This window comes from Paractinoplanes brasiliensis (assembly GCF_004362215.1).
Taxonomy (GTDB): domain Bacteria; phylum Actinomycetota; class Actinomycetes; order Mycobacteriales; family Micromonosporaceae; genus Actinoplanes; species Actinoplanes brasiliensis.
The window spans coordinates 1,363,789-1,388,405 of the sequence record NZ_SNWR01000001.1 but is presented as its reverse complement, the minus strand read 5'-3'; the positions used below and the strand labels follow the sequence as shown (position 1 = coordinate 1,388,405).

Sequence of the window (24,617 nt, the reverse complement as noted above, 5' to 3'; positions counted from 1 at the left end):
TCCAGTGTCGTCCGGATCGGGTTCCGGGGCGGACCAGCATCTGCTCGCCCTGCTGCGGGCCATCCGCCTGCGCCAGGCGGCCCCCGACGCCGTGGCCGCGGGCATCGCCGACACGGCCGAGGCCCTGCGCGAGCAGGAGGAAACCGGCCACATCGCGCTGCCCCCGGCCGAGCCTCACGAGGCGTTGCCGCCCGCCGCACCGCGCCCGGGTCTGCCTTCGGCTCCGCCGCACACGGGTGAGGAGGCCGGTGGGCCGTTGCGTCCGCGATGGGCGTCCGCGGCGCCTGCCCGGCAGGGAGCGAGCCGGACCGGTGCGGGTGAGGGCGTGCCGGGTGAGGGCGTGCCGGGTGAGGCGGGCGCGGGTGACGACACATCGAGTCCCGCCGGCGCGGACAAGGTAGCCGGCGAGGCCGGGACACCCGAGGGGGACGGGCCGGCCCCGGGGCGGTCTTTCTGGGACAGAAGCCCGGTCCGGCACGTCACGGCTGCGCCGAGGACCGACCCGACGAAACCGGGACGCGACGGTGTGGTCCCCGGCGGGTGGGATGCCTCGTCGGATGTTCCCGAGCCCGAGCCCGAGCCGCCGCTGCGACCAGCCGAGCTGCCGGCGGCGGATCGTGGCGAGCCGGCCGGTGAGAGCGGGGCCGCGGCGGGTAAGGCTTTGCCGACGCCCGATGAGGCGGGGCGCTTCGCCGATGTGGAGGCGGTGGGGCGGCCCAACCGGAACCAGTTCACCGGGCTTCCGGTGCGGCGGGCTCCGGGGGTGGTGACGCCGGTGGTCTGGCCGCGTCGGCTGGAGGGCAACGAGTTGGAGGGCGGCGCCCGGCCCGAGTGGGCGTCGGGCGGTGGTCACCGCGTACGGGACGAGGGTGGATTTTTGCACGGAGAGCCGCAGACCGAGAGCGGGACGCGGACGCCGGCGCCGCGGCTGCCGGGGTTCGAGTTGCCGCATGTCATGCCGCCGATGGTGTCGCGGACGGGCGCTACCGGTGATGGCATGGACCCGGCCGACGACGCTCTGCTGCTCCAGACGCAGCGGCTGCTCAGCACCAGCCTGACGTTCGCGGGCGGGCCCGGTGAGGTGGCCGAACGGCTCCGGGCGGCGCTGCTGCTGGCGCACCCGTCGTTGCGTACGGCGGTGCCGGGCGGGGCCGAGACCCAGTCCGCGCAGCTGGCGAGGGCGCTGACCTGGCTGGTGCACCATCTCGACCGGCCGCCGATCCTGGTCGAGGGCACGGGGCGGCTCGGCGCGGCGCTGGCCGCCTGCGGGGTGGAACCGGGGCATCTGCAGCTGGTGGGGGCGGCGCTGGCCGAGGCGATGCGGGCGGGCATGGCCCCCGGGCAGTGGCGGCAGGATTTCGACCTGGCGTGGCGGTCGACGTGGCAGCACGCGTACGAGTGGATCGCGCACGGCTGGGCCCGCGCGGGTTACGAACAGCCGGTGTGGGACGCGACGGTTGTCTCGCACGAGCTGCGCCGGCCCGACCTGGCCGTGGTGCGGCTGCGGCCGTCGCTGCCGATGCCGTTCCGCCCGGGGCAGTACGCGCGGATTCAGGTGCCGGGCCTGCCGGCGATCTGGCGGCCCTACTCGCTGGCCGGCGCGCCCCGCCGCAACGACCTGGTCGAGCTGCACGTACGGGCCAAGACCACGACGGGCGTCAGCGGCACGCTGGTGCACCACACGCGCGTTGGCGACCCCGTACGCATCGGCCGGGCCGAGGGCGCGATGACCATGCCTGCCGACCCGGGGCGCGACCTCCTGATGATCGCCGGGGATACCGGTGTCGCCCCGCTGAAGGCTCTGCTGACCGAGCTCGCCGACACCGGTGACCCCCGATCCGCGGTGCTGTTCTGGGGTGTACGCGACCTGAGCGAGCTCTACGACATCGACGAGATCGCCGCGATCGCGCGTGCCGCCCGCCGGGCCACCGTGGTGCCGGTCGTCTCCGAGGGCGACCCCGGCCCGTACGCGTCCGGCCTGGTCACCGACGCGGTCGCAGCCTACGGCGAATGGTCCGGCCACGAGGTCTACCTGGCCGGCCCGCCGCTGATGCTGGCCGCGACAAGCGTGGCCCTGCAACAGCTGGGCGTGGCCCCGTCCCGCATCCACCACGACCCGCCCGAATAGCCCCTACTCAGGCTGCGGCACCTTGTAGCCGGCCACCGAGGGCCAGCGGACGGTGAGGACCACGGACTCCTGTTCGGCAAGCCACGAGTGGTCGACACCTTTGCCCCAGACGACGTAGTCGCCGGGTTCGGTGAGGACGACCGTACGGTCGGGGAGTTCGACGTGGAAGCGGCCGCTGATCAGGATCAGCAGGGCTGTGCGTTGCTCGCCGGTCACCCACTGGGCCCGGCGGTCGCCTTTGGGGTGGCGCCCCCATTTGATTTCGACGTCGGCGCTGTGCCGCGGGTCGCCGGACGGGCGGAAATGCCCGAGCAGCCAGCCCTGCTCGCCAGGGGCGTCGAGGTCGGCCTTCCCGACGTAGACAGCCGGGTCGGCGACCGGGCCACCGAGCAGAGCGGCGGCGGGGGCGGTGTTGTCGAGCACGTCGGTCCTCAGAGCGCGTCGGTCAGGATCTTGGCGTAGGCCGCCGGGACGAAAGTCGGCCCGCCCGGGGTGAGGACGTCGTCGCGGGAGGCGGCCGACCAGGCCGAAGCGGGGACGGCCTCGCGCAGCGCGACCAGCACGGGGGCGTCGTCGTCCAGCATGGAGAGGGCGACCAGCGACTCCTCGACCTCGCCGACGCACTCGAACGGCTTGTGGGCGTCGATGCCGAGCAGTTCCAGGAAGCCGGGCAACTGCGCCGTGTCGGCGAACAGGTCGTGGCCGAAGATCTTGTTGAGGCGGGCCCTGTCCATGGCGGGCGCCATCGCCAGGTAGACGAAGCGGCACTTGGGGCAGTCGCCGCACCAGCGGGCCGTGGGGTCGTGCAGCTTGAAGGCCTTGTTGCAGCTGGTGACCACGTCGTCGTACTGGGTGTGACGGGCGAACAGCTGCGCGATGTGCAGTTCGGAGAGCGACCGCAGCAGCGAGAAGTACGGCTCGGTGAGGCCGGCGTGGGCGGTCACGGCGGCCCGCAGAAGCCCTTCGGCCTCGACGCCCTTGGACCACTGGTGGTTGACCTCGTGACCGTTCCAGATCAGGTTGGGGTCGGAGGCGGAGCGCTCGTTGGACATCACCACGGGGCCGAGGCCGTGCCAGACGGCGGTGGCGATCGCGATCAGCGAGTTGATCGCGGTGACGGGGATGTGGCCGTTGAGCGCGCCCGCCTTGTTCAGCTCGAACAGCCGCGGGTCGAGTTTGCGCCGGGCGGCCAGGGCGGGCAGGCCGGAGGCGGCGTTCACGTTCACGATCACCGGGTTGGGGTTGACCGAGAACGGCACCGGGTCGAGCCCGGCCGCGCGCAGGATCTCCAGCGTGACGATCGAGTCCTTGCCGCCGCCGACGGCCGAGAGCGGCCGGCCCTGGCTGTTGTCGACCGGGGCGGCCGCGGGCAGCACCCCGGGTGTCTCGACGACCAGCTCGAGCACATGCGGGAGCTGGTTGCGGTAGGCGTACTCGGCCATGCCCTTGGTGTAGACGGCGGTGAAGAAGTCGGCGACGGCGGGCGCGACCGGCTCCGGCGCGATCACGCGGGCGGGCGCGCCCACCTTGAAGTAGCTGACCCCGGCCACCACGTGCAGCAGGCCGAGCACGCGGGTGAGGGCGGGCGGCGCCGGCCCGTCGGACACCGGCAGGGTGATCGTCTCGGTGAAGCGCAGCGGGGACGGGCCGTCGAGCACGTAGTCGAACGTCGCCACCCCGGTCGCGGGGTCGAAAGCGTACGAGGGGAAGCGCATGACGTCGAACTGCACCCGGGAACTCCTGTCGTAGGGCCGACGGGCAATACTAGTGCGACTCGACGAGGAGGGGGCGATCGTGCGCCTGGCAGACCTGAAGGGCCGGTCCGTGGCGGTCTGGGGCACGGGCCGCGAGGGGCGTGCCGCGGTGACGGCCATTTCCCCGTACGGTCCTTCGCGGCTGATCGCCGTGGACGACAGCGCCAATTACCTCTCGGTGTCGTGGGAGGGCGAACTGGCCCGGCTGGCGCCGCTCGCCGGCGGGGATCACGCGTTCCCGGCCCTGGTCACGGCCGATGTCGTGGTGCGGTCGCCCGGCGTGCCGCAGACCCACCCGTGGATGCGGGAGCTGCGCGAGCGCGGTGTCCCGGTCACCGGGGGCAGCGCCCTGTGGATGGCCGACCACGCCGCGCGCACGATCGGCGTCACCGGCAGCAAGGGCAAGAGCACCACGTCCAGCCTGATCAGCCACCTGCTGGCGGCGGCCGGCCGGCCCAACGTGTTCGGCGGCAACATCGGCGTGCCGCTGCTCGACATGCCCGGCGACGCCCCGCTGTACGTGCTCGAGCTGTCCAGCTACCAGTGCGCCGACCTGACCGATTCGCCCCGGGTCGCGGTGGTGACGTCGCTGTTCCCCGAGCATCTCGACGCGCACGGCGGCGAGCGGGAGTACTACCGTGACAAGCTCAACCTGCTGCGCCACGGACCGGAAATGATCGTCGTGAACGGCTCCGACGAGCGGCTGCGCGACGAGATCCGGGGCATCACCGACGCGAACGGGTTCCCGCCCGTCCCGGCCGCCGCCGGCGACTCGCGGTTCCGGGTCTCCGACGACCTGGTGTTCTGCTCCGACGAGCCGCTGTTCCCCCGCTCGGCGCTCAAGCTCAAGGGCGCGCACAACGGCCGCAACCTCTGCGTCGCGCTGGCCGTGCTGGACGGGCTGGGCATCGACGTGCCGGGCACGGCGGCGCAGCTGGCCGAGGCGGTGGCGTCGTTCGAGGGTCTGCCGCACCGGCTCACCGAGATCACCGACCCGTCCGGGCTCACGTTCGTCGACGACACGCTCTCCACCAGCCCGTACGCCACGATGCACGCGATCGACGCGTACGCGGGAAAGCCACTGACCGTGCTGCTGGGCGGCACCGACCGCGGGCTCGACTACACAGTGCTGCGCGACTTCCTGGCCGAACGTGAGCTCACCGCGATCGGCCTGCCCGACAGCGGCCCCCGCATCCTGGCCGCGCTCGCCGGTCTGCCCGGCGTCACCGCCGTCGAGGCGGAAGACCTTTCCCATGCCGTACGGCTCTCGCGTGAGCTGACCCCGGCGGGCGGCGTGGTGCTGTTGTCGCCGGCTGCCCCGAGCTACGGCAGGTTCCGTAACTTCGAGCACCGTTCCGAGGCGTTCGCCGAGGCGATCCGCGCGACCGCCTGACCGGCGCAGATGTTCCGCCGGTAAAAAGCGCGTTTCACAACCGTCATCAGATCACCCGTTCGGCCCGGTCAGACCGTCTGACCGGGCATCTCGGCGTGCCCGAAAGTCGCATGTCAAACCCGGACATACCCCTGCATGTGATGGCTGCCACGTCGTAAAGAACATTTCCGGATTGATGACCGTCAAGCGGCAGCGGCGTAACACGCGTTCATCGGCGCAGGTCAGGTAACGGTTTGAAAACTTCGCCCAACTCCTTGACACGGAGGGGCGGTTAGTAAGAACTTTTACCGCGACAGTAAACACTCCTTCCTGAAAGGGTGGCCCATGAGCGAGCCGGAGATGGACGGCGCCGCGGCGACCGCGGTCGTCGACTCCCTGGTTCGCGGCGCACAGGCCACCGCCGACCTGCACGCCGCGAATCAGCAGGGAGTGCTGGCCCGGGTGCGGTCGCTGCTCCCGGAGTTCACGGGGGCGCTGCGGCGGGTCGCCGAGCAGGTCCTCACCGATCCGGCCGCCGCGTCACGCGCCACCATCGTCGAGCTCGCCGAGCGCAGCGGCACCTCGCCGGCGACCGTCACCCGGTTCTGCCGGGCCCTCGGCTTCGACGGGTACGCGGACCTGCGGCTCGGCATCGCGGCGGAAACCGGGCGGGCGCGTTCCGCCGGGTGGACCGTCGACATCGGCCGCGAGATCCAGCCGAGCGACCCCCTCGAACGGGTGCTCGGGCAGATCATGGCGGCCGACACCCAGGCCATGCACGACACGGCCGAGCTGCTCGACCTGGCCGAGGTCGAGCGGGCCGCGGTCGCGATCGCCGCGGCGCCCCGGGTGAACATCTTCGGCGCCAGCGGATCCGCGCTGGTCGGCGAGGAAATGCAGTTCAGCCTGCACCGCATCGGGGTGCCGGCCTGGGCCTGGACCGACGTGCACAACGGTCTGGCCAGCGCCGCGCTCTCCCGGCCCGGCGACGTCGCGCTCGGCATCTCGCACAGCGGGGAGACCGGCGAGACGATCGAGCTGCTCGCGGAGGCGAGCAGCCGGGGCGCCACCACCATCGCCCTCACCAGCTTCCCGCGCTCGCCGCTGGCCGAGCTGGCCGACATCACCCTGGTCACCGCCACCCAAGCGACCACCTTCCGGCCGGACGCGCTCAGCGCCCGGCACCCGCAACTGGTCGTCCTTGATCTTCTCTACGTCGCCGTCGCGCAGCGGACCCACGAACGTTCGCACGCTGCGTTCCAGCGCACCGCCCAGGCCGTACACGGCCACAAGGCGGCCAAGGACGGCAGTACCACCTGAACCGCAACCACCTGAAATCGCATCATCCCCGAAAATAAATCTCCCCAGGAGGACAGCGTGAAGCGCAAGATTGCCGCCGTCGCGGCCATCGCGGCGACACTGCTCGGCGCCGCGGCCTGCGGCTCCAACGACGAGGACGCCCCCACTACTTCGGCTTCCGGCAAGGTCGACGGCACCGGCAAGACCCTCAAGGTCTGGCTGATGGTCGACGCGCAGAGCGCTTGGAAGAACGTCGTCGACGACGCGAGCAAGCGGTTCACCGACGCCACCGGCGCCCAGGTCAACGTCGAGTACCAGCAGTGGGCCAACCACCTCACCAAGCTGGACGCGACCCTGGCGGGCAACGACGTCCCCGACGTCGTGGAGCTGGGCAACACCGAGTTCCCGAAGTACGTCTTCTCGGGCGCGTTCGGCGCGATCAACCCGGCCGACTACGAGAACTCGGGCTCGTGGCTGCAGGGCCTCAAGGGCGCCTGCGACTTCGAGGGCCAGACCTACTGCGTGCCCTACTACGCCGGCGCGCGCGTGCTGATCTACCGCACCGACCTGTTCAAGAAGGCCGGCATCAGCGAGGCCCCCAAGTCGTACGCGGACTTCCTGTCGGCCGCCGACAAGCTGCAGGCCGCCGAGAAGGCCAACAGCAAGTTCGGCGCCGTCTACATGCCGGGCCAGTACTGGTACGCGGCGATGAGCTGGGTCAAGTCGACCGGCGGCGACATCGCGAAGCAGGAGGGCGACAAGTGGGTCGGCCAGCTCTCGCAGCCGGCCTCGATCGAGGGCCTGCAGCGCTGGGTCGACCTGGCCAAGAAGTACTCGAAGGCCGACCCCACCAAGAACGAGAACGACCAGGCCAACACGTTCGCCCAGGGCACCGCGGCCATGTTCTACGGCAACGCCTGGGAGCAGGGCGCGGCCGAGGAGACCAAGAAGGACCCGAACAACCCGGACTCCCCGCTGGTCCCCACCAAGGTGAAGGGCAAGCTGGCCGCCGCGCCGATGCCCGAGGTCCCGTCGTTCCTGGGCGGCTCCAACCTGGGCATCACCGAGAAGAGCCAGAACAAGCAGCTGGCCGCTCAGTGGATCAAGGCGTTCACCGACAGCACCTCGATGGCCGGGCTGGTCAAGGCCAACGCGCTGCCGAACGCGACCTCGCTGCTGGACAAGGCCGCCGCTGACAACCCGGCGATCGCGCCGGCCGCGCTGGCCGCGAAGAACAGCTGGTTCCCGCCGAACGCCGAGAAGTGGGCCGACGTCGAGAAGAGCGCGGTCCTGCAGACCATGCTGACCGACATCCTGACCGGCAAGAAGTCGGTGGCTGACGGCGCCAAGTGGGCCGACGACCAGATCAACACCACGCTCAACGAGAGCTGACATCCGCCGGGCTGCCCGCCTTCCGGCACGAAGGCGGGCAGCCCGCCCGGCCCCTAGAGAGGGAAACGCCGATGTCCGTCGTCGACTCCCCGGCGACCCGACGGCCCCGCGATCCCGGCGGGCCGCAGCAGAACCGGGTCCCCGGTCACGCCGCCCCCAAGCGCCGCAAGCGCGACAGCGGCCGTACCCCGTGGCTGCTCGCCCTGCCCGCTCTCCTGCTGATCGCCGGCCTGCTGGGCTACCCGCTGGTCCGGATGGTCATCCTGTCGTTCCAGAACATGCGGCTGCGCGAGCTGCTCAGCGGCCGTACGCCCCCGTGGGTCGGCTTCGACCAGTACACGCGGGTGCTCACCGACTCCGTGTTCTGGTCGGTGGTCGGGCGCACCGTCGCCTTCACCTTCGTCTCGGTGCTGGTCTCGGTGCTGTTCGGCCTGGGCATCGCGCTGCTGATGCGCCGGGTCAGCCGCGGCGTCCGGCTCTTCATGATCGTCGCCATGATGTTCGTGTGGGCGCTGCCGCAGCTGGTCGCGGCCCAGATCTTCCGGTGGATGACCGACTCCGACTTCGGGGTCGTGAACTACCTGATCGACCTGCTCCCCGGCGTGAGCTACCAGAACCACAGCTGGTTCGTGAACCCGTGGCAGGGCTGGAGCGTCATCACCACGCTGGTGGTCTGGGCCGGCATCCCGTTCCTGGCGATCACGCTCAACGCGGGGCTGACCCAGGTGCCCAAGGAGCTGCTCGAGGCGGCCACGGTGGACGGCGCCACGGCCTGGCAGGCGCTGCGCAACATCACCCTGCCGATCCTCAAGCCGCTCATCATGATCGTCACCACGCTGTCGGTGATCTGGAACTTCGGCCTCTTCACGCAGGCCTGGGTGCTGCGGGACGGCCACCCCGAGCCCCAGTTCCAGACGCTCGCCACGTACTCGTACACGCAGGCCTTCGGCCAGTCGCGCTACAGCCTGGGCTCGGCCATCGCGGTGATCACCGTGATCCTCATGCTCGGCGTCATGATCTTCTATATCCGGCAGATGTTCAGGATCGGAGAGGTGGACTGATGGTCGCCCCCGCAGCGGGTCCCGCCCCCGCCTCCACCGCCCCGCTCCGGCGCCGCCGGGCCAAGACCGACGACGGTGTCATCACCGTCGGGCGCAGCCGGTCCGGCACGATCGCGGCCAACACCGCCGGGATCGTCTTCGGCGTCATCATGCTGTTCCCGGTCTACTGGGTGCTGAACACGGCGTTCAAACCGGCCGACGAGGTGCTCGCGCTGGAGCCCGGGTTCTGGCCCAGCAACCCGACGTTCGACAACTTCGTCTCCGCCTTCAAGGCCCCGCTGTTCCTCAAGGACATGCTGAACGGCGTCATCGTCACGCTCCTGGCGGTGGCCGGCGCCCTGGTGGTGGGCTTCCTCGGGGCGTTGTCGATCGCGCGGTTCTCGTTCTACGGCCGCAAGGCGATCATCCTGGTCGTCCTGGTGGTTCAGCTCATCCCGTTCCTGTCGTTGCTCATCCCGCTCTTCCTCATGCTGCAGAGCGCGGATTTGACCAACAGTTTGATCGGTGTGAGCATCACGTACCTCGTGCTGATCTTGCCCTACACCGTCTGGACGTTGCGCGGCTTCATCTCCGGCATCCCCCGGGAGCTCGACGAAGCCGCCATGATCGACGGCTGCACACGGGCGCAGGTGTTCTGGCGCATCATCCTGCCGCTGACCGGTCCCGGTCTGGTCGCCACGAGCGTCTACGGGTTCATCCAGGCCTGGAACGAGTTCATCATCATCAACACGCTGAACAGCCCGGACAAGCAGAATCTGATGGCCTGGCTGCTGCAGAACCAGACAACGCGCGGTACCGCCTGGGGGCCCCTCATGGCCGGTGCGATCATCACCTCGATCCCGGTGGTGATCTTCTTCCTGATCATTCAGCGCAACATCGCTACCGGCCTCACCGCCGGCGCGGTCAAGGGATGATCCGGACTCAACACCAGTAACAAACAGCAAGCACTGAGGAGATGCTGTGACCGACATATTCACCAAGTCCGAGTTGGACCGCCGTACGCTGCTGCGTCGCGCGGCCGCCGTCGGTCTGCTTGCCACCCCCGCCGTGAGCATGCTCAGCGCGTGTGTCGGCGGTTCCGACGAGGGCACCCAGGACCAGGCCACCGGCACGAAGTCGGCGGACAACCCGCTCGGCATCGACCCCAAGGCCGGCGTCGAGATCGTGATCTTCAACGGCGGTCTGGGCACCAAGTACGCGACCGACGTCGACACGCCGCTGTTCAACAAGAAGTGGCCGGAGGCCAAGGTCACGTACTCGCAGACCGAGGAGATCTCGACGCAGATCCAGCCCCGGATCAACGCCGGCAACCCGCCGGACATGATCAACAACTCGGGCTCGAAGCTGATGGACTTCGGCGCGATCGTGAAGGCGGGCCAGGCGGCCGACCTGACCGACCTGTTCGCGGCGCCGTCGCTGGACATCGCGGGCAAGACGGTGGCCGAGACGCTGGTGCCGGGCGCGGTCGAGCAGGGCACGTACGACGGCAAGCCGTTCGCGGTGAACTACGCGTACACGGTCTTCGGCCTCTGGTACAACGCGGCCCTGTTCAAGAAGAACAACTGGACCCCGCCGGCCACCTGGGCCGAGTTCACCGCGCTGTGCGACAAGATCAAGGCCGCGGGCATCACGCCGTTCGGCTACGCCGGCGCCAACGCGTCGTACTACATGGTCCGCGCCCTGCTCACCAGCGCCGGCAAGATCGGCACCGAGCAGGTCCTCAAGGACATCGACAACCTGAAGGAAGGCGCCTGGACCAACGACGCCGTCAAGCAGGCGGCCGAGGCGTGGGCCGGGATCGGCAAGAACTACATCAACAAGACGTTCCTCGGCCTGCGTCACACCGAGGTCCAGCTCCAGCAGAACCAGGACAAGGTCGCGTTCTACCCCTGCGGCTCCTGGCTCGAGAACGAGCAGGCCAAGGACACCCCGTCCGGTTTCGAGTACGCGATCGCGCCGTACCCGAGCGTCACCGCGTCGGACAAGCTGCCGGCCACCGCCATCAACGCCGCCGCCGGAGAGATCTACTTCGCCGCCGCCAAGGGCAAGAACCCCCAGGGCGGCAAGGAGTACCTGCGCACCATGCTCTCCAAGGAGGCGGCGCTGGAGTTCACGAAGCTCACGAAGTCGCTTACGGTGGTGGCGGGCGCCTCCGACGGCGTCACGATCTCGCCCGGTCTGACCAGCGCCAACGACGCTGTCGCCAAGGCCGGCAAGGACGTCTTCATGGGCTACCTGTTCGACACCTGGTACAAGAAGCTCGACGACGAGTCGCGGGCTGCCGCCAACGATCTGATGTTCAAGGACTACGACGCCGCCAAGTTCTGCGAGCGCATGGAGAAGGCCTCGCAGGCCGTGGCCAAGGACTCTGCCATCACCAAGTTCACCCGCAGCTGATCATCTGGTAACCGGCAACTAGCAACAAGGTAGGACGGTAGGCGCCATGCGGCACGGCAAGTATCCCTTCATCATCGGCTTCCTTGTCGTGCCGGTGGCGCTCTACGTGACATTCGTCGTGTGGGCGTACATCCAGGCGTTCTACCTGTCGGTCTACGAATGGTCGGGGCTCGGGCCGGTCGAGAACTTCGTCGGCCTGGGCAACTTCCGCAAGATGTGGGACGACACCCTGTTCTGGCAGTCGATCAAGCACAACGTGTTCCTGCTGATCTTCCTGCCGCTCATCACGGTCGTCCTCGCCCTGATCTTCGCGTTCCTGCTGAACGTGGGCGGCGGGCACAAGGGCGGGGTGACCCGGGGCGTCTGGGGCTCCAAGGTCTACCGGATCATCTTCTTCTTCCCGCAGCTGCTGGCGCTGGCCATCGTCGCCGTGATCTTCGGCCGGGTGTTCGGGCCGGACAAGAGCGGCATGATCAACGGCCTGTTCCCGGACTCGTGGTCGCCCTGGCTGTTCCTGGCCGACGAGCGCTACGCCATGGGCTGCCTGCTGGTCGTGCTGGTCTGGCAGGCGGTCGGCTTCTACGTCGTGCTGTTCTCGGCCGGCATGGGCAACATCCCCACCGAGGTGTACGAGGCGGCCGCGATCGACGGCGCCAGCCGGATGACCCTGTTCTTCCGGATCACCATCCCGCTGCTCTGGAACACGGTGCAGGTCGCCTGGGTCTACCTCGGCATCGCCGCCTTCGACGCGTTCGCCCTGGTCAACATCATGACCGTGGACCGCGGCGGCCCCGACGGCGCGACCTCGGTGCTCAGCCTCATGATCTATCGCAACGCCTTCGAGTTCTCGCAGGCCGGTTACGCATCCGCCCTCGGTGTGGTGCTCTTCTTCCTGACCCTGACTTTCGCCTGGGTGACCCTCTCGGCCACCCGCCGCGAATCCGTCGAAGCCTGATCGGGCGAGAGGCGAGACGATGACCACCATCACCAAGACCCCGAGCACCACCGCGCTGTCGGCGGGCCGCGCGCCGGAACCCAGGCGCGACCTCAAGATCGCCACCGGCCTCTCGCACGTCGCCCTGGTCGCCTGGGCCCTGATCACGGCCGGCCCGCTGCTGTGGGTCCTGCTGGCGTCGTTCAAGAGCAACACCGAGATCTTCCTGGGCAAGCCGTTCGCGCTGCCCAACCAGTTCTCGTTCGAGACGTACGCCAACGCGTGGAGCGACGCGCACATCGGGCGCTACTTCCTCAACAGCGTCTTCGTCGTGCTGATCAGCACCGCCGGCACCATGCTGTTCGGCGCGATGGCCGCGTACGTGCTGGCCCGCTACAAATTCCCCGGCAACCGCGCCATCTACTACCTGTTCGTCTCGGGCCTGGCGTTCCCGACGTTCATGGCGCTGGCGCCGCTGTTCTACATCCTCAAAGGACTGGGCCTGCTCGGCTCGTTCACCGGGCTGATCCTCGTGTACATCGCGTACTCGCTGCCCTTCACGATCTTCTTCCTGGCCGCCTTCTTCAAGAGCCTCCCGTACGAGATCGAGGAGGCCGCGACCGTCGACGGCGCCTCCCACGTACGCAAGTTCTTCCAGATCATGATGCCGATGGCGCGCTCCGGCCTGGTCAGCATCACGATCTTCAACATCGTCGGCCAGTGGAACCAGTACCTGCTGCCCGTCGTGATCATGAGCGGTCCCGGCGCCGACCAGAAGCTGCTGCTCACCCAGGGCATCGCCCAGATCAGCGTCTCGGCCGGCTACCAGGCGGAATGGTCGACCCTGTTCGCGGCGCTCGTCCTCACGATCCTGCCGATGATCGTCGTGTACGCCGTCTTCCAGCGCCAGATCCAGTCGGGCCTCACCGCCGGCGCGGTGAAGTAGAAGCTCCCCTCTGACGAAGCTCCCCCTCGCGGTCCGTCCCGCGGGGAGGAGCTTCGTCGTCTCAGCCCCACACCTCCGCGGCTGTCTCGACGATCAGGGCGAGCTTGGCGACCTCCTCGTCGTAGGTCAGGGTGTTGCCCTCCACTGTGGAGGAGAAGCCGCACTGGGGTGAGAGGCAGAGCTGCTCCAGCGGCACGTAGCGGGCTGCCTCGTCGATGCGGCGCTTGAGGGTGTCCTTCGATTCGAGCCGGCCGCTCTTGGTGGTGACGAGGCCGAGCACGACGGTTTTGCCGGGTGGCACGAAACGCAGGGGAGCGAAGTCGCCCGAGCGCTCGTCGTCGTACTCCAGGAAGAAGCCGTCGACGGCCAGTTCGCTGAAGAGCGCCTCGGCCACGAAGTCGTAGCCGCCCTCGGCCGTCCACGACGAGCGGAAGTTGCCCCGGCACATGTGGGTGGTGACGGAGAGGCCTGCCGGGCGGCCGGCGATCGCGGCGTTGATCTGACGGATGTAGCGCAGATGCTGGTGCTCGGCGTCGTCACCGCGGTCGTTGAGCAGGCGGCGCTGCGCGGGATCGTTGAGATAGGCCAGGCTGGTGTCGTCGAGCTGCAGGTAACGACAGCCCAGCTCGGCCACCCGCCGCACCTGTTCGGCGTAGGCGGCGCTGAGGTCGGCCCAGAACTGGTCCTCGTCGGGGTAGACGGCCGGATCGATTGCCGCCCGGCCGCCGCGGTAATGGACCATGCTGGGCGACGGGATGGTCAGTTTCGCCGTCACGCCCGGGTCCACGACGGACCGCAGGAACGCGAAGTCGTCGCCGAACACGGTCTCGGTGAGGCGGATCGGCGCGTCGATGGCCAGCGCCGCCGACTCGAAGTCGATCTCGCCCTCGGCGTTGCGGAAGTGGACCTGGATCTTTTCGTCGGTGGGGTGGACGCCGCCGAGGCGGTAGATGAAATCCATGTGCCACGACGTGCGGCGGAACTCGCCGTCGGTGGCCGAGCGCAGGCCGACGTCGCGTTGCATGCGGACGACGTCGCGGATCGCGGCGTCCTCGGTGGCGCGCAGCTCCTCGGCGTCGATCTCGCCGGTGGCGCGGCGCTCGCGCGCCTCGAGCAGGGCGGGTGGGCGAAGCAGGCTGCCGACGTGGTCGGCCCGGAACGGTGGCGTCTCACGGATGCTCATCGCATCACCGTAACGCCGGAGGGGCGCCGCCGGTGTCCAGATGATCGATTGGGCTCAATGCGAATTTCCGGTGCGGCTCGACAATCAACCTCTGGGCCCGCTCCAGCGAGTCGTGAACCCGGTCAGGCCAGCAGGGCCTCGCGCATCTCCTTGCCCGGGTTGAAGCCGCCGACCACCTGCGGGGAGTGGGGGTCGTACACGGTGATGGTGTTGTTGCGGCGCATCACCTCGCGTACGGGGTCGGGCAGCGGGGGCTCGTCGCTCATCGCTGCCCGCAGGTCGCGAGCCGTGCCGATCAGGCGGTGCGCGAGGCCGGCCATGTCGGTGTCGGGCCGCACCCGGGCGAACTCCCAGCCGATCACGGTGAGGTCGAGGATCTCGAAGACGTGGGCCAGCAGGGGCGCCGGGGCGGTGGCGCGGACGGCGCGTTTGGCCTGCTCGCCGAGGACGGTGGCGGCGGCGGTGACGTGAATGTACGGGTGCAGGCCGCCGGGCAGGGCGAACAGGTTCCACCGCGGGCCGCCCCGCGGGTGCCGCCACTGAGGGCGATAGTTGCTGCGGTCCACGGCGTGGCCGAGCTTGGCGCTGACGTCGCGGTGGGCCTCGTCGGCGAACTCGCGCAGGATCATCGCCGCGGCGATCATCCCGTCCTCGTCGGCCTGGGTGAGCTGCGCGGCGCACGCCGTGGCCTGCTCGTGGAAGGTGGCGTGGACGGAGGCGCCGTATCGGGCCCGGACGTCCTCGACGAGCGCCCGAGCCTGGGCGCTGTCGGTCTGCTGCTTGCTGGGCCCGCGCCGGAACCACCGCATGACACCACGTCCTCGCCGCCGTCCGTCGGGTCGCGGTCATGGTAGTGCCTCCGCACGCCGAAACCCCAGCCTCCCTTTTCTGTTGGACTCGCTCGTCCCGGGGTACCAAGGTTGACCGGGGACGATCTGATCCCCGTACGCGAGGAAAGGTTTTGATCATGCAGAGTCGCCGCATCGGTGACGTGACGGTCAGTGCGATCGGGCTCGGCGGCATGCCGATGTCGATCGAGGGGCGGCCCGACGAAGACCGTTCCATCCGTACGATTCACGCCGCGCTCGACGCCGGTGTGACGTTCATCGACACCGCCGACGCCTATCACATCGGCGCCGACGAGGTCGGGCACAACGAGTCGCTGATCGCCCGCGGCCTGGCCACGTACGGCGGGGACACGTCGGGCGTGCTGGTCGCGACCAAGGGCGGCCACCTGCGCCCCGGCGACGGCAGCTGGACCCGCAACGGCGACCCCGCCTACCTCAAGCAGGCCTGCGAGGCGTCGCTGAAGCGGCTCGGCGTCGAGGCCATCGGGCTCTACCAGTTCCACCGTCCCGACCCGTCGGTGCCGTACGCGGATTCCGTGGGCGCGATCCGGGACCTGCTCGACGCCGGCAAGATCCGCATGGCCGGAATCTCGAACGCCGACCCGCGGCAGATCCGCGAGGCGCAGGAGATCCTCGGCGGCCGGCTCGTGTCGGTGCAGAACCAGTTCTCGCCGTCGTTCCGTTCCTCCGAGCCCGAGCTGGAGCTCTGCGACGAGCTGGGCATCGCGTTCCTGCCGTGGTCGCCGCTGGGCGGCATCGGCAAGGCGTCCGCGCTCAACGGGCACGCCGACAAGTTCGCCACCGTGGCCGAGCGCCACGGGGTGAGCCCGCAGCGGGTCTGCCTGGCCTGGCATCTGGCCAAGTCGCCGATGGTCATCCCGATCCCCGGCGCCAGCCGCCCCGAGACGATCCAGGACTCGGCGGCCGCCTCGGAGCTGACGCTGACCGCGGAAGACCTGGCCGAGCTGGGCTGACCGCCCGGCCTGCTTGCCGGAACCGGCCACGACGTTCCGGCATGCCCGCGCCGCGTACGACGCATACCGGCCGGGCGCTGGCGACAGCCGAAAATGTCGTACCCCGCGGGGAGAATTCAGGGGTGCTCACGGCGGTGGCGGTTGATGCGGACGGGCGAGGTGGTCGTCTGCAGGATCTGCATGCCGACGGCACCGCGGCGGGGGAGGTCCGGCCGGTGGATGACCTGGCCGGCGCCATCGCGGAAAGGGAGGCTGCCGATCAGCCCCGCTGGGTCTGGGCGGCCACCGCAGAGGTCTATCCGGCCCTGCTCAGGAGCGGCGTGCGGGTGGCCCGCTGCCACGACCTCGAGCTCACCGAGGCGCTGCTGATGGGGCATGCGGGGTGGTGGGGCTCGCCCAAGGCGTTGCCGGCCGCCCGCGCCCGGCTGAGGGGGCTTCCGGTGCCGGCCGATCCGCCGCCCCGGGTGGCCGAGCCTCCGGGTCACGCGCAGGGGGCGCTGTTCGAGACCGCCGCCGCGCCCCCGGGGCCGTACGGGTTCGATGTGCTCGAGGCCGTGGGTGAGGTCTACCGCGATCAGCTGCGGCGGGTCGGCGAGACCGAGCATCCGGGCCGGTTCCGCATGCTCGTGGCGGCCGAGTCGGCGGGGGCGCTCGTCGGGGCCGAGATGGGGCATGCCGGGCTGCCGTGGCGGGCCGACCTGCACGACCAGCTGCTGCGGGAGCTGCTGGGGGCGCCTCAGCCGGTGGGGCCGCCGCGCCGGCTCGCCGAGCTGACGGCCGAGATCAACGCCGCCTTCGGCGCCCGGGGGCTGCATCCGGATTCGCCGGCCGAGGTGGTGCGGGCGTTCGCGCGCTCGGGCGTCGACATCCCCAACACCCGGGCCTGGGTGCTGCGCCGGGTCGAGCACCCGGCGGTCAAGCCGCTGCTGGAGTACAAGGAGCTTTACCGCATCTGGACGGCGCACGGCTGGTCGTGGTGCGACGCCTGGGTCATCGACGGGCGCTTCCGCCCCGAGTACGTGCCGGGCGGTGTCGTCTCGGGGCGCTGGGCCACCCGTGGGGGCGGCGCGCTGCAGGTGCCCAAGGCCGTGCGCCGGGCCGTGGTCGCCGACCCGGGCTGGACGTTCGTGGTGGCCGACGCGGGGCAGCTCGAACCGCGGGTGCTGGCCGCGATCTCCGGTGACCGCCGGTTGGCCGCCGCGGCCGCCGCCGGTGACCTGTATGCCGCGCTGGCCGCCGACTCGTTCGACGGCGACCGCGCCAAGGCCAAGATCGCGCTGCTCGGTGCGATGTACGGACAGACCGGCGGGGCCGCGATCCCGGCGCTCGCCGTGCTGCGCAAGAGCTACCCGACGGCGTTCGAGTTCGTCGAGCAGGCCGCCCGGGTGGGTGAGGCGGGTGGGCTGGTCCGGTCGTGGCTGGGGCGCACCTGCCCGCCCTCGTCGGGGGCCTGGCGCGACGCGGGGCTCGACCCGCCGGAGGAGACGGGCACGGCCGAGCCGCAGGGCGGGGCGACGGGGCGGGCCCGGGGCCGGTTCACCCGCAACTTCGTGGTGCAGGCGACCGCCGCCGAGTGGGCCCTGGTGCTGCTCGCCACGCTGCGTACGGCGTTGGCGGGCACCCGGGCCGAAATGGTCCTGTTCGTGCACGACGAGGTGGTGGTGCACTGCCCGGCCGAGCAGGCCGGCGAGGTCGTCGCGGCCGTGCACCGGTGCGCCGAGCAGGCCGGGCGGCTGCTGTTCGGCGACACGACGGTGCGCTTCCCGCTCGACGTCTCAGTAGTTGGCGCTTACGCGGATGCGAAGTGACAATCGGGTACCTTGGAGGGTCCGAAGCGAGAGGCGCTGCAACGGGGTGACACCCGCCACGCTCGCTCGGTGGAAACCGACCAAGGGCGCCTCCGTTGAACCGGAGGTGGTCGGTGTGAACAGAGTTGGCCAAATCAGAACTGATGAGCTCAAGCGCCTTCTCGACGAGCGCGTGGTGGTGCTCGACGGCGCGTGGGGCACGATGCTGCAGGGCGCGAAGCTCACGCCGGAGGACTATCGGGGCGACCTGATCGGCCCCGATCATCCGCAGGACGTGACGGGCGACCCCGATCTGCTCATCCTCACCCGGCCCGACCTGATCCTCGACGTGCACCGGCAATATCTGGCCGCCGGCGCCGACATCACGACCACCAACACGTTCACCGCGACGAGCATCGCCCAGGCCGATTACGGTCTGGAGGCGTACGTGCGGGACATGAACCTGCGTGGGGCGCAACTGGCTCGTCAGGCCGCCGACGAGGCGGGCGGCAAGTTCGTCGCCGGCTCGATCGGCCCGCTCAACGTCACCCTGTCGCTCTCGCCCAAGGTCGACGACCCCGCGTATCGCGCCGTCACGTTCGACCAGGTCAAGGCGGCGTACGCGGAACAGATCGCGGCCCTGGCCGAGGGCGGCGTCGACATCCTGCTGGTCGAGACCATCTTCGACACGCTCAACGCCAAGGCCGCCATCGCCGCCGCCCGTGAGGTCGCCCCCGAGCTGCCGTTGTGGATCTCGGTGACGATCGTCGACCTGTCCGGCCGCACCCTCAGCGGCCAGACCGTCGAGGCGTTCTGGCGGTCCATCGAGCGCGCCCAGCCGCTGATCGTCGGCGTGAACTGCGCGCTCGGCGCGACCGAGGCCCGCCCGCATGTGGCCGAGCTGGCCCGGCTGGCCGGCACCTACGTCGCCGCCCACCCCAACGCCGGGCTGCCCAACGCGTTCGGTGGTTACGACGAGACCCCCGACCAGACCGCCGCGCTGCTGGCGGAGTTCGCCGACGCCGGCCTGGTCAACATCGTCGGCGGCTGCTGCGGCACCTCCCCCTCGCATATCGGGCAGATCGCCAAGGCGGCGGCGGGGAAGAAGCCGCGCGAAGTAAAAGCCCCGGCGGAGACGACCCGGTTCAGCGGCCTGGAGCCGTTCGAGATCGGCCCCGACACCGGCTTCGTCATGATCGGCGAGCGCACCAACGTCACCGGCTCGGCCAAGTTCCGCCGCCTGATCGAGGCCGACGACTACCAGGGCGCCGTGGACGTCGCGCTCGACCAGGTGCGCGGCGGGGCCAACCTGCTCGACGTGAACATGGACGCCGACCTGCTCGACAGCGAGACGGCGATGACGACGTTCCTCAACCTGATCGCCACCGAGCCCGAGGTCGCCCGCATCCCGGTGATGATCGACAGCTCGAGGTGGAGCGTGCTCGAGGCCGGCCTCAAGTGCGTGCAGGGCAAGGGCGTGGTCAACTCGATCAGCCTGAAGGAGGGCGAGGGCCCGTTCCTCTCCCACGCCCGCCGCATCCGTGACTTCGGCGCCGGCGTCGTGGTGATGGCGTTCGACGAGCAGGGCCAGGCCGACACCCGCGACCGCAAGGTCGAGATCTGCGGGCGGGCGTACGACCTGCTGGTCAACGAGGCCGGGTTCGCGCCCGGCGACATCATCTTCGACCCGAACGTGCTCGCCGTCGCGACCGGCATCAGCGAGCACAACGGGTACGCGAAGGCCTTCATCGAGGCCCTCCCGCTGATCAAGCAGCGCTGCCCGGGCGCGCGCACCAGCGGTGGCATCTCCAACCTGTCGTTCTCGTTCCGCGGCAACGACGTGGTCCGCGAGGCGATGCACTCGGCGTTCCTGTTCCACGCCGTGCGGGCCGGCCTCGACATGGGCATCGTCAACGCCGGGCAGCTCGCCGTCTATCAGGACATCCCGGCCGATCTGCTCGAACTCGTCGAGGACGTGCTCTTCGACCGCCGCGAGGACGCCACCGACCGGCTCGTGACGTTCGCCAGCACCGTGACCGGCAAGGGCAAGCAGCGCGAGGTCGACCTGTCCTGGCGCGACGCCCCGGTGGCCGAGCGCCTGTCGTACGCGCTGGTCCACGGCATCGTCGACTACATCGAGGCCGACACCGAGGAGGCCCGGCAGCTGCTGCCCAAGCCGCTCGAGGTCATCGAGGGCCCGCTGATGGACGGCATGAAGATCGTCGGAGACCTGTTCGGCTCGGGCAAGATGTTCCTGCCCCAGGTGGTCAAGAGCGCCCGCGTCATGAAGCGCTCGGTCGCCTACCTCGAGCCGTTCATGGAGCAGGAGAAAGCGGCGAGCGGCAACACCCGCGGCCAGGGCAAGGTCGTGCTGGCCACGGTCAAGGGCGACGTCCACGACATCGGCAAGAACATCGTCGGCGTGGTGCTGGGCTGCAACAACTACGAGGTGATCGACCTCGGCGTGATGGTGCCCGCCGCCAAGATCCTCGACACGGCGGTCAGCGAGGGCGCCGACGCCGTCGGGCTCTCCGGCCTGATCACGCCGTCGCTCGACGAGATGGTGGCGGTCGGGGCCGAGATGCAGCGCCGCGGCCTCAAGCTGCCGCTGCTGATCGGCGGCGCCACCACGAGCAAGCAGCACACGGCGGTGCGCATCGCTCCCGCGTACGAGGGAACGACCGTGCACGTCCTGGACGCCTCGCGGGTCGTCGGGGTCGTGAGCGACCTGCTCGAACCGGATCGTGCCGAGCGGCTCGACGTGGCCAACCGGGCCGACCAGCAGCGCCTGCGCGAACAGCACGCCAACCGGCACGCCCAGCCGCTGCTCACCCTCGAGCAGGCGCGCGCCAACCGCGAGCGGATCGACCTGGGCGACATCCCGACGCCGGCCTTCACGGGCGTCCGCGAGGTCCGGCCCACGATCGCCGAGCTGCGCGAGATGGTCGACTGGCAGTTCCTGTTCCTGGCCTGGGAGCTCAAGGGCAAATACCCGGCGATCCTGGAGCAGCCGGTCGCCCGCGAGCTGTTCGACGACGCCAACGAGCTGCTCGACCAGATCATCGCGGACGACTCGTTCGAGGCTCGCGGCAAGTACGCGTTCTGGCCGGCGCACAGCGACGGCGACGACATCGTGCTGGACAACGGCGTCACGTTCCCGATGCTGCGCCAGCAGACCGAGAAGCCGGCCGGCCGGGCCAACCGCTGCCTGGCCGACTACATCGCGCCGGCCGGGCACGGCGACCACCTGGGCGGCTTCGCGGTGGCGATCCACGGCGCCGAGGAACTGGCCGCCAAGTACGAGGCCGACAACGACGACTACCGCGCGATCATGGTGAAGGCGCTGGCCGACCGGCTGGCCGAGGCGTTCGCCGAGTACCTGCACCTGCAGGCCCGCCGCGAGTGGTTCGAGCCCGGCGCGCAGCCCGAGCTGGCCGACCTGCACGCCGAGCGGTTCCGCGGCATCCGGCCCGCGCTGGGTTACCCGGCCAGCCCCGACCACAGCGAGAAGAAGGACCTGTTCGAGCTGCTCGGCACGGCCGGGATCGGCGTCGGGCTGACCGAGTCGTACGCGATGACCCCCGCGGCCGCCGTCAGCGGTCTGATCTTCGCCCACCCGCAGTCGCGGTACTTCACGGTCGGCCGCCTCGGCAAGGACCAGATCACCGACTACGCCCGCCGCCGCGGCATGCCGGTCGAGGAGGTCGAGCGCTGGCTCCGCCCCAACCTGGCGTACGAGATCGACAAGTAGGCAGAACGGCCCCGGCCGCAGGGGCTAGTAGTACGACCGGTAACGGCGCCGGCGTCGCCGCCTCGGGTCGGCCCAGAGATTGCGGCTGAGGAACAGGACGATGCCGGCGACCACCACCACGATCAGCCCGAGCACCGGCAGGCTCAGCGAGGTCGACGGCTCGTTCTGATCGGCCGAGGACAACACCGTTCCCCCGCCACCGGCCGTGCCGCTCGCCGGCGGGGCCGCGTTGGGCGCGGGGGCGGTGGGCAGCGCGGCGAAGTCGACCAGGTTGCTGCTCTCCAGCAACGTCAGGTGGGTCATGACGAACTGGTTGGCCCGCTGCGCCAGCTTGCGGATGGTGTCGTTGCGGGTGCTGGTGCGGATCGTCGCGATGGCCGGGAAGATCTTGCCGTGGGCGGAACGCAGCCGGTCGATGTAGATCTGGTCGAACTCCTCGCCCTCGGCGTCGCGCATCTCGTCGAGCCAGCCCTGCTGGTCCTCGTTGGGCTCGTCGGGCAGGTCGATCTTGAGCTTGGCGGCCGCGCCGCGCACCATCTCGTCGAGCACGACGTGCTGCGCGGCGATGTCCTGCCCGATCTTCTTGATCCGGGGGTTGTTCGACTTCTCCTGCGCCATCTCGCCGGCCGGGATCTCCCACAGCCCGGCCAGGCGCACCTTGATCGCGAAGTCGCGGTCGGCCTCGGCGAGCTTGCCCTTGCCGGTGTCGGTGATCAGCTGGTTGGGCGGGTCGGGCACGCCCGGCTCGGCCCAGGCCGCGCTCGGCTCTGTCAGGGCCAGGCTCACGGTGGCGGCGACGGCCGCCCCGACCAGCCGGCCGCGCCGGCGGAACACACGAGCGACGGTGGACAAGTCGACCTCCTCGAACTCCCTGGCCCTGGCTGTGCAGGAGTACGCGGGCGAACCGCCGCCGGATCAAGAAACCGGCAGGAAATATTCGACGACCATAAAAACAACCCGCCGGGCACGTGTCGCACGTGCCCGGCGGGCTCTCATCACTGTCAGAGGGGCAGCCAGAGCGCGAGCACGTTCGGCGGCTCCCACCCGGGCAGGGAGGTGTGGGCCTGGCGGCACTGGTAGCGCAGGCCGTTGTAGGTCACGACCTGACCCACCGCGTACGGGGTGTTGGCCGCCCACGTGGTGCCGGCCGGCGGCTGCGTGGTCGGCGCGGTGGTCGGCGGGCGCGTGGTCGGCGGCGCCGTTGTGGGCTGGGTGGCCGGGGGAGTGGTGACAGGCGGGTTGCCGCCCGCGCCGAACGGGCTCAGGATGATGCCGGCCCGCTGCGGGTCACCGTCGTTGACCAGCGACTCGAACCCGCCGACATCGTCGTAGGCGAACCCGTACGCCTTCCCGTCGGCCATGTTCGCGTGGATGATCCGCGAGTAGTGGTTGGCCGCGCTGTTCTTGTAGAACGCGTTCGCGTCGAGCACCGGCTCCTGCGTCGAGGTGCCGAGCGTGCCCCGCACCAGCGCCGTGCAGATCGTACGGCGGACCTCGCTCTGGATGAACGGCGCGACGTTGGGCGCGTTGAAGACGCCGTCGCAGCCCCACACGTTCGACGTCGAGGGCTTGTCGACCGTCGCGACCTCGGCCCCCGAACTGTCGGTGAAGCGCATCGTGTTGCCGACCGTACGGCCGAAGAACTTGCGGTTCGGCTCGGCGGAACGCGGCACGACGGTCAGCGTGCGGCTGGTGTAGGACGCGAACGCCGAGTTGATGTACGCGTCCAGGTAGTTCGCCGGGAACAGCCCCGCGTCGGTGGCCTTGCCCGGCGCGAGCACCCGCAGCACCGTGCCGTCGGAGCGGGTGATGACCGACCGCTCCCAGCCCGGCTGCGCCTTGATCGCGTTGATCACCTTGTTGCGGCCGTCGTTGACCACGTCGCCCGTGCGTTTGGTCTGCCCGGCGCCGTTGGTGACGGTGACCGCGTGCGGGATGCCGAAGAAGTCCACCTGCGAGCTGTTCAGCCACAGCCCCGAGTCGTTGAACGTGAACTCGCTGGTGTCGAAGAGGGTGTTGAAGTTGGGGTCGCCCGGGGCCCAGGGCGCGGGCTGCACGAAGCCGTCCGGCGTGATGAAGAACTTGATCTTGTCGCGCATCGCCATGTAGACGCGGCCGGACAGACCCTTGGGGATGCGGATCGTCGTGCTGGCGCCGTTGCCGGGGCCGGGGATGGACACGTCGGGCGCCGGGGTCGGGGGGATGCCGCCCGCGGGCCACGGCGAGAACGTGCCGGCGCTGTTCACCGAGCCCCAGCGGCCGTTCATGATGCCGATGACGTAGAGGTGGACCGCGTCGCCGCGGCCGGTGTTGTTGGTGACGGTGACGGGGAGGATGGCGGGCGATGCCGCCGAGGCGGGCAAGGTGACCGCCGCAACGGGCGCGGCGACGGCCAGGGCCGCCACCACGCTCAGCCATGCGGTGCGTTTACGCAAGTCGGCTCCTCAACTCTCTTCCGAGCCCCGGGGGAAGGGGCCTCAGAAGAATGTTTCGGAAACTTAACAAATGTCAATGGAGCCGGCTGAACGCTGCCTCTTTGTCCCGGGAACGGGCCGATCACACCGGTTCGGGGGCGGCCTCCGGAACCACGACGGCACCCTGCGGGGTGCGGCTGAGGGCGATGGAGGCCGCGTGCAGGTACGCGCGGTTTCCACTGGCCACGTACTCGGCGCGGAGCAGGGCGGCGATCTCGTTCGCGGTAGCGAGCGAACGGGCTTCGGCGTCGACAGTTCGGAACATCGTTCACACTTTCTCGATCAGGATCGGGACAATGATGCGCCGTAACGAGCCC

At 70.0% G+C, this 24,617-nt stretch carries 19 protein-coding genes; 12 read left to right on the top strand and 7 right to left on the bottom strand.

From position 1 onward, the window contains the following. Positions 1 to 4 precede the first annotated feature (4 nt). A complete protein-coding gene (locus C8E87_RS45345; RefSeq protein WP_239080243.1) occupies positions 5 to 2,128 on the top strand; it encodes a flavohemoprotein in 2,124 nt (707 codons plus the stop codon). Between the two features lie 3 nt (positions 2,129 to 2,131). Here the strand turns inward: C8E87_RS45345 and C8E87_RS05785 are convergent, their stop codons facing one another. Next, positions 2,132 to 2,551, bottom strand: a complete 420-nt coding sequence (locus C8E87_RS05785; RefSeq protein WP_239080244.1) for a cupin domain-containing protein — start codon at positions 2,549 to 2,551, stop codon at positions 2,132 to 2,134. Positions 2,552 to 2,559: 8 nt separating this feature from the next. Continuing rightward, positions 2,560 to 3,858 carry a MurL-like N-terminal domain-containing gene (locus C8E87_RS05780; protein WP_498368241.1) on the bottom strand — a complete coding sequence of 433 codons (1,299 nt, stop codon included), beginning with the start codon at positions 3,856 to 3,858 and terminating at the stop codon, positions 2,560 to 2,562. A gap of 64 nt (positions 3,859 to 3,922) precedes the next feature. Between C8E87_RS05780 and murD the strand changes: the two genes are divergently transcribed. From murD to C8E87_RS05740, 8 genes are all read left to right on the top strand, one after another. Beyond that, positions 3,923 to 5,275 carry a UDP-N-acetylmuramoyl-L-alanine--D-glutamate ligase gene (gene murD / locus C8E87_RS05775; protein ID WP_133872117.1) on the top strand — a complete coding sequence of 451 codons (1,353 nt, stop codon included), beginning with the start codon at positions 3,923 to 3,925 and terminating at the stop codon, positions 5,273 to 5,275. Positions 5,276 to 5,599: 324 nt separating this feature from the next. Continuing rightward, complete coding sequence (locus C8E87_RS05770; RefSeq protein WP_133872116.1) at positions 5,600 to 6,574, top strand: MurR/RpiR family transcriptional regulator; 975 nt, start codon at positions 5,600 to 5,602, stop codon at positions 6,572 to 6,574. A gap of 57 nt (positions 6,575 to 6,631) precedes the next feature. Then, the gene (locus C8E87_RS05765) at positions 6,632 to 7,945 is read left to right on the top strand and encodes an extracellular solute-binding protein (protein ID WP_133872115.1); all 1,314 of its coding nucleotides are present in this window, start codon (positions 6,632 to 6,634) and stop codon (positions 7,943 to 7,945) included. Between the two features lie 71 nt (positions 7,946 to 8,016). Beyond that, on the top strand, positions 8,017 to 9,006 hold the full coding sequence (locus C8E87_RS05760) for a carbohydrate ABC transporter permease (protein ID WP_133872114.1): 990 nt from the start codon (positions 8,017 to 8,019) through the stop codon (positions 9,004 to 9,006). Then, positions 9,006 to 9,920, top strand: coding sequence for a carbohydrate ABC transporter permease (locus C8E87_RS05755; RefSeq protein ID WP_133872113.1), 915 nt, complete (start codon positions 9,006 to 9,008; stop codon positions 9,918 to 9,920). Before C8E87_RS05760 ends, C8E87_RS05755 begins: the two co-directional genes overlap by 1 nt. Positions 9,921 to 9,966: 46 nt before the next feature. Then, the gene (gene ngcE / locus C8E87_RS05750) at positions 9,967 to 11,403 is read left to right on the top strand and encodes an N-acetylglucosamine/diacetylchitobiose ABC transporter substrate-binding protein (RefSeq protein WP_133872112.1); all 1,437 of its coding nucleotides are present in this window, start codon (positions 9,967 to 9,969) and stop codon (positions 11,401 to 11,403) included. A 46-nt stretch (positions 11,404 to 11,449) separates the two neighbouring features. Further along, positions 11,450 to 12,358: a carbohydrate ABC transporter permease gene (locus tag C8E87_RS05745; protein WP_133872111.1), complete on the top strand. Its 909-nt coding sequence runs from the start codon at positions 11,450 to 11,452 to the stop codon at positions 12,356 to 12,358. A 19-nt stretch (positions 12,359 to 12,377) separates the two neighbouring features. Further along, a complete protein-coding gene (locus tag C8E87_RS05740) occupies positions 12,378 to 13,283 on the top strand; it encodes a carbohydrate ABC transporter permease (protein WP_133872110.1) in 906 nt (301 codons plus the stop codon). 61 nt (positions 13,284 to 13,344) lie between these two features. Here C8E87_RS05740 and C8E87_RS05735 read toward each other — a convergent pair whose 3' ends face one another. Together C8E87_RS05735 and C8E87_RS05730 are read right to left on the bottom strand one after the other, a co-directional pair. Next, positions 13,345 to 14,466: a 5-methyltetrahydropteroyltriglutamate--homocysteine S-methyltransferase gene (locus C8E87_RS05735; protein ID WP_133872109.1), complete on the bottom strand. Its 1,122-nt coding sequence runs from the start codon at positions 14,464 to 14,466 to the stop codon at positions 13,345 to 13,347. 122 nt (positions 14,467 to 14,588) lie between these two features. Next, the gene (locus C8E87_RS05730) at positions 14,589 to 15,275 is read right to left on the bottom strand and encodes a hypothetical protein (protein WP_133872108.1); all 687 of its coding nucleotides are present in this window, start codon (positions 15,273 to 15,275) and stop codon (positions 14,589 to 14,591) included. A 158-nt stretch (positions 15,276 to 15,433) separates the two neighbouring features. On the opposite strand from C8E87_RS05730, the gene C8E87_RS05725 reads away from it, so the two are divergent. The 3 genes from C8E87_RS05725 (at position 15,434) to metH (ending at position 21,826) form a co-directional block, all read left to right on the top strand. After that, on the top strand, positions 15,434 to 16,288 hold the full coding sequence (locus tag C8E87_RS05725; protein ID WP_133872107.1) for an aldo/keto reductase: 855 nt from the start codon (positions 15,434 to 15,436) through the stop codon (positions 16,286 to 16,288). Between the two features lie 122 nt (positions 16,289 to 16,410). Continuing rightward, entirely contained in the window at positions 16,411 to 18,096 is a 1,686-nt protein-coding gene (locus C8E87_RS05720) for a bifunctional 3'-5' exonuclease/DNA polymerase (protein ID WP_438866012.1), read from the top strand. 115 nt (positions 18,097 to 18,211) lie between these two features. Next, a complete protein-coding gene (metH, locus tag C8E87_RS05715; RefSeq protein WP_239080245.1) occupies positions 18,212 to 21,826 on the top strand; it encodes a methionine synthase in 3,615 nt (1,204 codons plus the stop codon). A 24-nt stretch (positions 21,827 to 21,850) separates the two neighbouring features. On the opposite strand, the gene C8E87_RS05710 is transcribed toward metH, so the two are convergent. The 3 genes from C8E87_RS05710 to C8E87_RS05700 form a co-directional block, all read right to left on the bottom strand. Further along, on the bottom strand, positions 21,851 to 22,678 hold the full coding sequence (locus C8E87_RS05710) for a DUF4142 domain-containing protein (protein ID WP_239080246.1): 828 nt from the start codon (positions 22,676 to 22,678) through the stop codon (positions 21,851 to 21,853). Between the two features lie 149 nt (positions 22,679 to 22,827). Further along, complete coding sequence (locus C8E87_RS05705; protein WP_166661095.1) at positions 22,828 to 24,261, bottom strand: beta-1,3-glucanase family protein; 1,434 nt, start codon at positions 24,259 to 24,261, stop codon at positions 22,828 to 22,830. Positions 24,262 to 24,382: 121 nt separating this feature from the next. Then, positions 24,383 to 24,565, bottom strand: coding sequence for a hypothetical protein (locus tag C8E87_RS05700; protein WP_133872104.1), 183 nt, complete (start codon positions 24,563 to 24,565; stop codon positions 24,383 to 24,385). Positions 24,566 to 24,617: the final 52 nt, after the last annotated feature.